The organism is Stenotrophomonas sp. ASS1 (genome assembly GCF_004346925.1).
GTDB lineage: Bacteria > Pseudomonadota > Gammaproteobacteria > Xanthomonadales > Xanthomonadaceae > Stenotrophomonas > Stenotrophomonas maltophilia_A.
The window spans coordinates 1742814-1751724 of the sequence record NZ_CP031167.1; the positions used below are offsets into that span (position 1 = coordinate 1742814).

The 8911-nt window shown below is 64.0% G+C and carries 17 protein-coding genes; 14 read left to right on the top strand and 3 right to left on the bottom strand.

What is annotated here, in order from left to right; genetic code table 11:
* Positions 1-8: 8 nt before the first annotated feature.
* The gene (locus MG068_RS08240; RefSeq protein WP_132809857.1) at positions 9-425 is read left to right on the top strand and encodes a hypothetical protein; all 417 of its coding nucleotides are present in this window, start codon (positions 9-11) and stop codon (positions 423-425) included.
* A gap of 30 nt (positions 426-455) precedes the next feature.
* Here the strand turns inward: MG068_RS08240 and MG068_RS08245 are convergent, their stop codons facing one another.
* Positions 456-1139 (bottom strand): S24 family peptidase, encoded by a 684-nt coding sequence (locus MG068_RS08245; protein WP_132809858.1) that lies wholly within the window; start codon positions 1137-1139, stop codon positions 456-458.
* Positions 1140-1216: 77 nt separating this feature from the next.
* On the opposite strand from MG068_RS08245, the gene MG068_RS08250 reads away from it, so the two are divergent.
* Positions 1217-1462, top strand: coding sequence for a hypothetical protein (locus MG068_RS08250; RefSeq protein WP_132809859.1), 246 nt, complete (start codon positions 1217-1219; stop codon positions 1460-1462).
* Positions 1452-1694 (top strand): hypothetical protein, encoded by a 243-nt coding sequence (locus MG068_RS08255; protein ID WP_132809860.1) that lies wholly within the window; start codon positions 1452-1454, stop codon positions 1692-1694. Before MG068_RS08250 ends, MG068_RS08255 begins: the two co-directional genes overlap by 11 nt.
* Here MG068_RS08255 and MG068_RS08260 read toward each other — a convergent pair.
* Positions 1672-1986, bottom strand: a complete 315-nt coding sequence (locus MG068_RS08260; RefSeq protein ID WP_132809861.1) for a hypothetical protein — start codon at positions 1984-1986, stop codon at positions 1672-1674. The two genes, MG068_RS08255 and MG068_RS08260, sit on opposite strands and share 23 nt — an antisense overlap.
* 141 nt (positions 1987-2127) lie before the next feature.
* On the opposite strand from MG068_RS08260, the gene MG068_RS08265 reads away from it, so the two are divergent.
* The 5 genes from MG068_RS08265 (at position 2128) to MG068_RS08290 (ending at position 5798) form a co-directional block, all read left to right on the top strand.
* Entirely contained in the window at positions 2128-2571 is a 444-nt protein-coding gene (locus MG068_RS08265; protein WP_132809862.1) for a phage regulatory CII family protein, read from the top strand.
* A gap of 92 nt (positions 2572-2663) precedes the next feature.
* A complete protein-coding gene (locus MG068_RS08270; RefSeq protein WP_132809863.1) occupies positions 2664-2843 on the top strand; it encodes a hypothetical protein in 180 nt (59 codons plus the stop codon).
* Positions 2843-3688, top strand: coding sequence for a hypothetical protein (locus tag MG068_RS21150; protein WP_206138689.1), 846 nt, complete (start codon positions 2843-2845; stop codon positions 3686-3688). Before MG068_RS08270 ends, MG068_RS21150 begins: the two co-directional genes overlap by 1 nt.
* Positions 3685-5169 (top strand): replicative DNA helicase, encoded by a 1485-nt coding sequence (dnaB, locus tag MG068_RS08285; protein ID WP_132809864.1) that lies wholly within the window; start codon positions 3685-3687, stop codon positions 5167-5169. Before MG068_RS21150 ends, dnaB begins: the two co-directional genes overlap by 4 nt.
* On the top strand, positions 5166-5798 hold the full coding sequence (locus MG068_RS08290; protein WP_132809865.1) for a hypothetical protein: 633 nt from the start codon (positions 5166-5168) through the stop codon (positions 5796-5798). Before dnaB ends, MG068_RS08290 begins: the two co-directional genes overlap by 4 nt.
* 2 nt (positions 5799-5800) lie before the next feature.
* On the opposite strand, the gene MG068_RS08295 is transcribed toward MG068_RS08290, so the two are convergent.
* Positions 5801-6331, bottom strand: coding sequence for a hypothetical protein (locus MG068_RS08295; RefSeq protein WP_132809866.1), 531 nt, complete (start codon positions 6329-6331; stop codon positions 5801-5803).
* 26 nt (positions 6332-6357) lie between these two features.
* Between MG068_RS08295 and MG068_RS08300 the strand changes: the two genes are divergently transcribed.
* From MG068_RS08300 to MG068_RS08325, 6 genes are read left to right on the top strand one after another with little or no spacing between them, the layout of a single operon-like run.
* On the top strand, positions 6358-6753 hold the full coding sequence (locus MG068_RS08300) for a Ref family recombination enhancement nuclease (protein WP_132809867.1): 396 nt from the start codon (positions 6358-6360) through the stop codon (positions 6751-6753).
* Positions 6735-7274, top strand: a complete 540-nt coding sequence (locus MG068_RS08305; RefSeq protein WP_132809868.1) for a RuvC family protein — start codon at positions 6735-6737, stop codon at positions 7272-7274. Before MG068_RS08300 ends, MG068_RS08305 begins: the two co-directional genes overlap by 19 nt.
* Positions 7271-7639, top strand: a complete 369-nt coding sequence (locus MG068_RS08310) for a hypothetical protein (RefSeq protein ID WP_132809869.1) — start codon at positions 7271-7273, stop codon at positions 7637-7639. The genes MG068_RS08305 and MG068_RS08310 overlap by 4 nt, the downstream gene beginning before the upstream one ends.
* 17 nt (positions 7640-7656) lie before the next feature.
* Positions 7657-7848, top strand: coding sequence for a hypothetical protein (locus MG068_RS08315; protein WP_240792122.1), 192 nt, complete (start codon positions 7657-7659; stop codon positions 7846-7848).
* Positions 7849-7856: 8 nt separating this feature from the next.
* A complete protein-coding gene (locus MG068_RS08320) occupies positions 7857-8252 on the top strand; it encodes a hypothetical protein (protein ID WP_132809871.1) in 396 nt (131 codons plus the stop codon).
* On the top strand, positions 8249-8632 hold the full coding sequence (locus MG068_RS08325) for a GIY-YIG nuclease family protein (protein ID WP_132809872.1): 384 nt from the start codon (positions 8249-8251) through the stop codon (positions 8630-8632). The genes MG068_RS08320 and MG068_RS08325 overlap by 4 nt, the downstream gene beginning before the upstream one ends.
* Positions 8633-8911: the final 279 nt, after the last annotated feature.

Below are 8911 nucleotides of genomic sequence, written 5' to 3' on the forward strand. Positions count from 1 at the left end.
GAGGGCTTATGAAGAAGATTTCAGCACTGGGGTTCTTGGCCGTGCTTGCCGCCGGATGTTCCTCGACCGCGGTCGCCCCGGGAACCGAGAAATCCGTGTCAGCCGCTCGGGTGTATGACGCCAGTTACCTCGAAAGCAGTCCCGATCGTTCGGCCACCATCAACGTGACTCGCGATAAAGGGTTCGCGGGCGGGGGTTGCTCGTTCGACATCCTGATAGACAATCAGAAGGTCGTCGCGTTGAAGCCTGGCGAATCGGCGAGCATGCACTTGGGGCCAGGAACTTACTTCCTGAAGCTAGAGGCCGGCGGTGGTCTCTGTCAGAACGTCTCGACGTTCCAGAACGTCACTGTCGCAGCTGGCGATATCTTGGGCTACCGCATCGTCTGGCCTGCTGGTGGCCGGCCAACGTTGGAGCGGCAGTAGGTCGCCGCTCCTGCATCGTGTGAACGGTTTCTAGGCGACGCGTTCCAGACGCTGAATTAAATAGACCCTACCGCCGATGATGGCCTCGTCAGTGAGACGGAACGGCGGATACAGGGTCTGATCAGTACTGCGCGCCCATAGCCCATCAGGCTGCGCCTGCAGCGCCTTGATCTGCTGTCCATAGCCGGTGTTGATCAAGTAGAGGCCGTCGCCGACGAACTCGTTGCAGCCGGTATCGACCAGCACCATTTCACCCGGCTTGATCTTTGGCGACATCGAGTCGCCAACCCCTGTGACCAGCTTCAATCGTCCCGGTGGTGGCATGAAACCAACGACCGATCTGATGTAGGAAGGGGCGAAATCCATCGCCTTGATGACTTCAGGGAAATCCTCGTTGACGCGCCCCAAGCTTCCCATCTGTGCCTCCGCATCGATCTGTTCGACGCGAACGTAATCAGAGGTGATCGCAGGGGCTGCGACCGTGACGTGGCCGCCATCCAAACCCGAAAGGTATCCGGCAGGCATCTTCGCGGATGCCTCAATGGCTGCAGCCTTCTTCTCGCCGAAGGACTTATCTTTCAACAGTCCGGACAGCTCTCCCTGGTTGATCGTGGTGGCCATAACAAAGGCCGCTTGGCTGCCGCCATGATGGCGGTCGATCCATTCGCGGAGGCGTCGGCGTCGGGTCGCAACGATCGGGGCGTCAGTCTTCATCCGCAAAGTTTCAGTTACCGCAGGGTAATTCACCAAATGGTGTTGACTGGCAATTACCATATGGTAATCTCCGCGTCATGGACACCCTTCGCAACTACCTCTCGACGTTGAGCCCGGTCCAGCAGGCGGAATACGCCAAACGCGCCGGCACTTCCATCGGTTATCTGCGCAAAGCCCTGAGCAAGGGCCAACGCTTCGACGGCGGCCTGGTGCGCCAGTTGCACGTCCACAGCGAAGGCGCCGTCTCGCTTACCGAGCTCCGGCCGGATATCTGGCCATCGGCCGCCAACGACGACCAGCAGGAGGCGCCCCATGCTGCCTGATCGCTGGAATCCGAGGTTGTGGCTGCGGGATTGGCTGATCAAGCCCAGCAGGGCAGAGGCTGGCTCAGGGCAGCCGCTGCCCAATCGAATGATGATCGACGCCACGACGTTCGGCAGCGTCAATACCACCGCCCAGGGCGAGCCCAAGGCGGTGGAGTACGGCCCCTTCCATGTGGCGTCCGGAGAGGTTCGGATCGAAGCGACCGGCGTTACTCGGGGCGAATCCCGATGAACGACGCTCCGGCATCCGGATCTGCAAGCTGCTGGTACGCCTGGTTCCAGACGTTCACCACCTCCTGCTGCAGCTCTTCCGGCCAGGTGTTGATCGCTGCCAGCGACTTCTGCCCCGATTCCAGGAGTCGCTTGGATACCTCGCTCCGTTCGTGCCAGCAGCCCCAGGCCAGCACCTCGACGACCTGCTGCAGCGCCATCGTCCGTGCACTCAAGCGGCTGTGGCTGTGTTCCAGCGTCTTCAAGCGCTCTGCCACTGCCAACAAGCTGATCGGTTCGTTCCCTTGGTTCATGTCGCCCTCCTTGCGGGCTGTGCGTGTGGTGACCGCAGCCTACCGCAAGGAGGGCGACTCCCTTCATCCCTGATGTGACGTTGTCCATGGCGCCATCGTGCGCCGCCGTCGCCGCCCCGTCTCCAATCGAGAAACCCGCCCATGAATGTCACTGATGCCGCCTACGACACCGTCCACCAGTACCCGGGCGGCAGTGAGCCGCTTGCCGAGCGCATGCGGATGTCCGGCGCCACCTTGCGTGGCAAGGTAAACCCGAACAACGACCGGAACGTGCTGAGCCTCCAGGAGGCGGACAGCATGATGGGGAAGACCGGCGACTACCGGATCCTGCACGCGCTCTGCGCGGAGCACGGTTTCATCGCTCAGCGTGTCGATGCACCTGAGTCCGGCACCCTGATCACCGCACTGCTGTCGGCTGCCGCCGCGAAGGGCGATCTGGCCGAGCTGGTCTCGGAAGCGATGGCCGACAACCGCATCACCCCGAATGAGGCTGATGCCATCTCGCGCGCCTGCCAGCAGGTCATGGCCGCGCTTGTGCAGGTCAGCCAGCACGCAGAGGCAGCCTCGGAGCGGGGTGGGGTATGAGCGTAACCCCGGCCCACATCGCGGCAGTTAGCGTGCACCGTCGCCGCCGGCGTGCCATAGGGTGGGTGTCCACCCGAAACGGAGGACATCCCATGAAAGCACGGCCCGACACGCTGCGACAGCTGCAGTGCTGTCTTGACGTCATCGCCAGCAGCGAACCCATGACCGAAGCCGAGCGCGCGGAGCACCGTAGCCGGTGTGCCGAGGAACAGGCAAGGGCCGAAGCGCGCCGCGCCGGCGGCGTTCCTGACGATCTCCTGGGGAAGCTGTAATGGCCCGCATCCGCTCTATCAAACCTGAGTTCTGGGCCAGCGAGCAGGTAATGGAATGCTCGCCGATGGCTCGACTGCTCTTCATCGGCCTCTGGAATTTTTGCGACGACGGCGGCAATCACGTCGCCAGCGCCAAGACCGTGAAGGCTGAAATCTTCCCCGGCGACGATATCTCCTCGACGGATGTTCAGGGAATGCTCGACGAGCTGTCGTCGAATTCACTGATAGTCTTCTATACCAATGGTGACAAGCAGTATCTCCACGTCACAGGGTGGAAGAAGCACCAGAAAATCGACCGTCCAACGTACAAGCATCCGGCATTCTCTCCAGATGATCGTCGAGGGCTCGACGAGTCCTCCCCCCCCGGAGTGGAGGGGAGTGGAGAGGAAGGGAAGGGAAAAGGAGAAAAGCCCCCCCATACCCCCCCGGCTGCCGCCGGTGGGGCAGACGGTGGCAAATCTGGCCAGGGCAAGGCTGGCCGGCCCAAGCGGGAGAAGGTCACCTTCAACGCCTTCATCGAGGCCTGTCGGGCTGCCGGTGAGCGCCCGATCCGCACCGATGACCCGATTTTCGATTTCGCCGAGGACGCTGGCATCCCCCGGGAGTTCGTGGCACTGGCCTGGCGCGAGTTCGCCATCAAGCACCGGGACAGCGGCAAGCAGCAGAAGGACTGGCGCGCTCACTTCCGCGATGCCGTGCGCCGGAACTGGTTCAAGCTCTGGTGGTGCCCGAATGGCGGTGGCTGCGAACTGACGACCAGCGGCGTGCAGGTCAAGCGCGAGCGCGACGCTGAGCGCGAACGTGAGCGGCAGGATCAGCTGGCCCAGCAGGAGCAGGCGGCGTGAACGCTGTGCCCGACTACCTGGGCAACGTCGCCCATCTGCGCGTGCCGCCGCATTCCGTACCGGCCGAGCAGTCGGTCCTCGGCGCGCTTCTCCTGGTCGGGGAGTCGCTGGCTCAGATCCGCGACCAGCTGGCAGCGGAGGACTTCTACCGCCGCGAGCACCAGCTGATCTACCAGGGCATCTGCGGCGTGGCCGACCTGAAGCGCGAGGTCGACGTGGTGACCGTGGGCGACTGGATCACGGCCAACGTCGAGATCGGCGCCCAAGAGCTGGTGGCCACCGTCTACGACCTAGCCGGCAGCACGCCCTCGGCGGCCAACGTTCGTGCCTATGCGGAGATCGTGCGCAACAAGGCGCTGCTGCGGCAGCTGATCGAGACCACCACCGACATCGCAGACAACGCCTACGCCGCCAGCGACGATGAGGCGGAGGAGGTCGTGTCTGCCTCGGCGACGAAGCTGGCAAGCCTGACCGTGAAGTCGAGTGGCAGCGGCGGCCTGGTGCTAGTGCGCAGTGGCGTGCAGAAGGCCTGGGACGAAATGGAAGCCCGGTTCCACGGTGAGGGCACGCAAGGCCTGGTGCCGAAGTGGAGCAGCGTGCGCCGCAAGATCCCGTACCTGGAGCCGACCGACCTGATGGTGCTGGGCGCACGCCCGTCTATGGGCAAGACCGCGCATGCCTTGAACTGGGCCGAGGACGCGGCTGCCAGCGGCAGGAACGTCGCGGCCTTCAGCCTGGAGATGTCCGCCTCGCAGTGGAGCCTGCGGCTGATGGCGGCCCATGCCGGAGTCGACCTGAATCGCATGCGCGAGAAGGGCGCTCTGAACAACGACGAGTGGGCGCGCCTCTCGCAGGCCCGCAACTACATCCAGTCGCTGCCGTTGGCGATCGATGACTGCGGCGCGCTGTCGGTCGATGCTTTGGCAGCGCGGGCCTCCCGCATGCATGCCAAGGTTCCGGGCGGCCTGGGCCTGATCGTCGTTGACTACCTGCAGCTGCTGACCGGCAAGGCCAAGTCGGAGAACCGAAACGACGAGGTGTCGTACATCTCGCGCCGCCTGAAGGGTCTGGCCAAGGAACTGAACTGCCCGGTGATGGCGCTGTCCCAGCTCAATCGCAGCGTGGAGAAGAGCCTCGACAAGCGCCCCGGCATGGCCGATCTGCGCGAGTCCGGTGCCATCGAGCAAGACGCCGACGTGATCGCGTTCCTGTACCGCGATGACTACTACAGCAAGGATGCCTGCGGCGCGCCGGGGATCTCCGAGCTGATCGTGGCGAAGAACCGCCAGGGCGAAACCGGGACCTGCTACTTGCAGCACCGGCTGCAGTGCAGCGCCTTCGATGACTACACAGGCCCGCGGCCGAACTACAGCCTGAAGGGAACCTCGACCGTCGGCGGTGGCGATGATGACTTCGACGTGCCGGCTTCGGGCCGCCGCCGTCGCAGCCGCCGCGACCTTGCCGCAGGAGACGACGCATGACCGCGATGACAGCAGCTGCACGGAAGATTCGCGCGAAGCGGGCCAGCCGGCCCATCTATGCCATCTGCCTGCGTCTGGTCGATCCGGCCACAGGCGAGGAGATCGGCGCGTTCGCCCCGAGCAACGACATCGATCGCAGGCTGGCCAAGGACCGCGGCTACCGCGTCGGCCATGAGTACCGGCTGGAAATCAAGGCCTCGCGCAATGCCGCGTTCCACCGCCTAGCCCACGTCATCGGGCACCTGCTGGTCGACAACGTCGAGGCGTTCCGTGACCTGGACGCGCATGCCGCGCTGAAGCAGGTGCAGCTGGAGTCGGGCATCTGCTGCGAGATGGTGGAGATGGACGCCAGCCCGGTGGTCAAGGCGCTGCTGGACGCGGCCGAGACTGTGCTGGGCGCCGGCGCGCGCAAGGTGCTGTCGGGCGTGCTGCCGGAGATCCGTACCATTCCGGTGAAGGTGGCCCAGTCCCTGGCCTTCGATTCGATGGAGGAGGAGGACTTCGCCGCCTTCTTCAAGGGCATCACAGCCTGGATCGGTGACCACTACGCGCACGTCATGCTGGACGACGTGCGCGCTGACTACTGGCGGATGGTCAACGGCCGGCAGAGGCAGGAGAGGGCGGCATGATGCTAGTCGAGGAGAGCTCTCATCGTGAGGGTGCCCGAGCAGAGCTTCTGGTAAGCGGTCTCCAGCCACTGAGCCTGTCGATCATCAAGCTCTTTGATGTCCTCCCCACGTTGTGCGAGAGCACCGCGCCTGAGTTGGTACGACTCGGCGCGTTTGATGAGTCCGAACGCGGTTTGGATGGGGTCGGCTACCCCGTCCAGCAGGTGAAGTTCGGCCATGGGAACCTTGCAATCGCGCGCGCCGGTGAGGGCTTCAGCGATGGCGGAAAGATCGACGGCACCAACCATGGAGTTGTTTACCTCGGCCGTCTTCTGAAGGTAGTCGCGCAGAAGTTCAAGATCGTGGAAGTACTGGAGGGCGAAACTCTTCGCACGCCGTATGGCCTCCTGTCGCTTCAGTGCACGATCGCGAGCGGCGAAGCGCGCTGGGACGTAGATCGCAACGATGCCAACCAGCACGGCGGACGCCAGCTGGAGCCATGCCAGCGTATCGCCGGCAGCGGCGGCGGTCTCAATGATGATCGTCCTGTCCATGGTTCCCCCTTTGGTTGGAGGAAAGCATGAAGCGAGGAAGGTCGACCGGCAAGAAGACCAAGGCCCAGCTCGCCCGGCTCGACGCCATCAAGGACATCGGGTGCATCGTGGCCCACAGCCTTGGGATCCGGTTCGGTGAGAAGCCTGTGCCGGCCGAGGAGCACCACCTGACCGTTGGCGGGAAGCACGGCCAGAAGCGGCGCGGGCATGACTTCACCATCGGCCTGAACCCGTGGTCTCACCGCGGCGAGCCGTTCGGCGGCATGTCCGCCGCCCGGTGCGAGGAACTGTTCGGACCGTCCTACGCCCGCCAGCCCCGGAAGTTCCGGCTGGAGGTCGGCAGCGATGACTACCTGCTGGACCTCCAGAACACCCTGATCGAAAAGCACCTGGAGAAGACCTCATGGCGACCAGCCGCCTGATTATCAGCATCGACCCCGGCCGGACCGGTGCCATCGCCGCGCTGGTCGACGGCGCGCCAGGCCCGGTGATCGACATGCCGCTGCTGACTGTGGGGGAGAACCAGGAAGTCGATGCCCGTGGCATCGCTCTGTTCATCCGCGCGGCGAAGGACCAGAACCCCGGCGCGGAGGTAGTGGGGGTGATCGAAAGGGTGCGCGCGATGCCGCCGAGGAAGGGGCCGGACGGAAAGGAGGAGCGCAAGGCCGGTCCCCAGTCGTCCTTCAACTTCGGCGACCATTACGGCAAGGCCAAGGCAGCATTCGAGCTGCTGGGTATTCCCTACATGCGTGCGGAGCCTGCCAGCTGGAAGCGCCGGTTCGGACTGACCGGCCAGGACAAGGACGCGGCGCGGCTGCTTGCCATCAAGCGGTTCCCGGATGCAGCACACCTGCTGAACCTGAAGAAGCACAACGGCCGGGCCGACGCGCTCTTGATCGGACTCTGGGCCGAGCACCAGCTGGCCATGGGAGTAGCAGCATGAGTGACGAAAATGTGGTTCGGCTGCCGGTCAAGCCGAAGGACGCCCCGGCCAATGAACTGACGATCGTCCGCACCTACGGCAGCTGCGCCCACAGTCACTTCCTGGTGGATGAGCGCGCATCGGAAGTGACTTGCCGGGACTGTGGCGAGAAGCTCAATCCGGTCTGGGCATTGGCGCAGCTGGCCCGCGAGGACAGCAGTCTCATCCAGCGCTGGTCTCTCCTTTCGGCCCATGTTCGCCTGCTGCAAGGCCGTACGAAGGTGAAGTGCACCAGCTGCCAGAAGATGGTCACGATCCCCAGCGGGGTTTCCGATTGGAAGGTCAGGGACTTGGCCGAGCACATCCGCAAGGAAGAGGGCCTGTGACGGCGGCCGAACTGCGCATGCAGAAGCGCTACCGGTCTTACGTGCAAAAGCACGGCCGCTGCTCGGTCTGCCAGTTCCGCACCGCCGGCGCTGAGGGCTTCCACTGCAAGGGCTGGCCAGAGCGGGCCGGTACCTGCGACACCGACAGGAAGCTGCCGGTGTTCCGATTCGATGACGCTGTTCTGGATGGCATGCGCGATGCGCGCTGAGGTGACCCATGGATAAAAAGCAGCTCGAAGCGCGCCTGGTCCAGTGGGCTGAGGAGTACGGCGGCGGCCGCTATGAAAACATCGGTTTCGCAAGTCGGAACGTGCTGCAGTCGCTGATCGAGCATCAGGGTTTCATGCCGGGCGGTGGCGGATATCGCGGCATCCTGATCAACACGCCTGGCGATGAAGTGCAGTCCGCCGTGCTTGCCATGGAGGCATTCGGCTACGTCCGCCCGGCCCGAACCCTTCGTTGCGAGTACTTCCTGAAGAGCGCGCCCTTGGAGCTGAAGCTGCAGAACCTGAGGCGCGTGGGGATTGATATCAAACGTCCCACCTACTACGACTACCTCGCAATCGGAAAGGCATTCGTAATGGGTCAGCTTTCAAAGGAGATGGCAGCATGAAGATGGTCGTTTACATGATGATCGCTGATGCTTGCTGTGGAGATAGTTTCTGCAAGATCGGTGTGACCACCGACCTCGCGGCTAGGGTCAGCGCGGTGCAGACCGGATGTCCGATGCCGATCACTGACGTGGCGTATCTGGAGCTTCCACGCGGCGCCCGGCAGGCAGAGACGCTGTTCCACAGCAAGCTTCAGGCGTTCCACACGCAAGGCGAGTGGTTCCGGATGAACCTGTCGAACCCTGACCACAAACGCGCCATGGCCGAGGCAACGGCAGTGGTGCTGCGGCACCACGGGCTGAGCGAAACGCGCTGGAAGCATATGAGCCTCGACGCCGTGCGATCGCTCTGCAGGGTGTTGCGTCTAGACAATGCGGCCTAGAAACTGGGCACCTTCGCGAAGTACCCACTTCCGGCACCTGATGACCACATTCGAAGCCCTGGCAGCCGCCGGGGCTTCGTCGTATCTACCGATCAACCATCGCGCCGAAACCCCCTCCGCTCGCCGTGAGGCGATTGGGGCTGGCGTCTACGCAACCGGGCGGTTTGCATCCCTGGCGCTACGGCGCAGGGAAGCGCCTAGGCAGCGGTGGTGATCGGCCCTCTACGCCCGCAGCCCCCCGGACCAACCACATCCTCGCGCACCAGCCGGTTGCGGGGC

Bases quoted from the DNA above. Each gene is read 5' to 3' on its own strand.
- MG068_RS08240 (WP_132809857.1), top strand. From the start codon at position 9: ATGAAGAAGATTTCAGCACTGGGGTTCTTGGCCGTGCTTGCCGCCGGA.
- MG068_RS08245 (WP_132809858.1), bottom strand. From the start codon at position 1,139: ATGAAGACTGACGCCCCGATCGTTGCGACCCGACGCCGACGCCTCCGC.
- MG068_RS08250 (WP_132809859.1), top strand. From the start codon at position 1,217: ATGGACACCCTTCGCAACTACCTCTCGACGTTGAGCCCGGTCCAGCAG.
- MG068_RS08255 (WP_132809860.1), top strand. From the start codon at position 1,452: ATGCTGCCTGATCGCTGGAATCCGAGGTTGTGGCTGCGGGATTGGCTG.
- MG068_RS08260 (WP_132809861.1), bottom strand. From the start codon at position 1,986: ATGAACCAAGGGAACGAACCGATCAGCTTGTTGGCAGTGGCAGAGCGC.
- MG068_RS08265 (WP_132809862.1), top strand. From the start codon at position 2,128: ATGAATGTCACTGATGCCGCCTACGACACCGTCCACCAGTACCCGGGC.
- MG068_RS08270 (WP_132809863.1), top strand. From the start codon at position 2,664: ATGAAAGCACGGCCCGACACGCTGCGACAGCTGCAGTGCTGTCTTGAC.
- MG068_RS21150 (WP_206138689.1), top strand. From the start codon at position 2,843: ATGGCCCGCATCCGCTCTATCAAACCTGAGTTCTGGGCCAGCGAGCAG.
- MG068_RS08290 (WP_132809865.1), top strand. From the start codon at position 5,166: ATGACCGCGATGACAGCAGCTGCACGGAAGATTCGCGCGAAGCGGGCC.
- MG068_RS08295 (WP_132809866.1), bottom strand. From the start codon at position 6,331: ATGGACAGGACGATCATCATTGAGACCGCCGCCGCTGCCGGCGATACG.
- MG068_RS08300 (WP_132809867.1), top strand. From the start codon at position 6,358: ATGAAGCGAGGAAGGTCGACCGGCAAGAAGACCAAGGCCCAGCTCGCC.
- MG068_RS08305 (WP_132809868.1), top strand. From the start codon at position 6,735: ATGGCGACCAGCCGCCTGATTATCAGCATCGACCCCGGCCGGACCGGT.
- MG068_RS08310 (WP_132809869.1), top strand. From the start codon at position 7,271: ATGAGTGACGAAAATGTGGTTCGGCTGCCGGTCAAGCCGAAGGACGCC.
- MG068_RS08315 (WP_240792122.1), top strand. From the start codon at position 7,657: ATGCAGAAGCGCTACCGGTCTTACGTGCAAAAGCACGGCCGCTGCTCG.
- MG068_RS08320 (WP_132809871.1), top strand. From the start codon at position 7,857: ATGGATAAAAAGCAGCTCGAAGCGCGCCTGGTCCAGTGGGCTGAGGAG.
- MG068_RS08325 (WP_132809872.1), top strand. From the start codon at position 8,249: ATGAAGATGGTCGTTTACATGATGATCGCTGATGCTTGCTGTGGAGAT.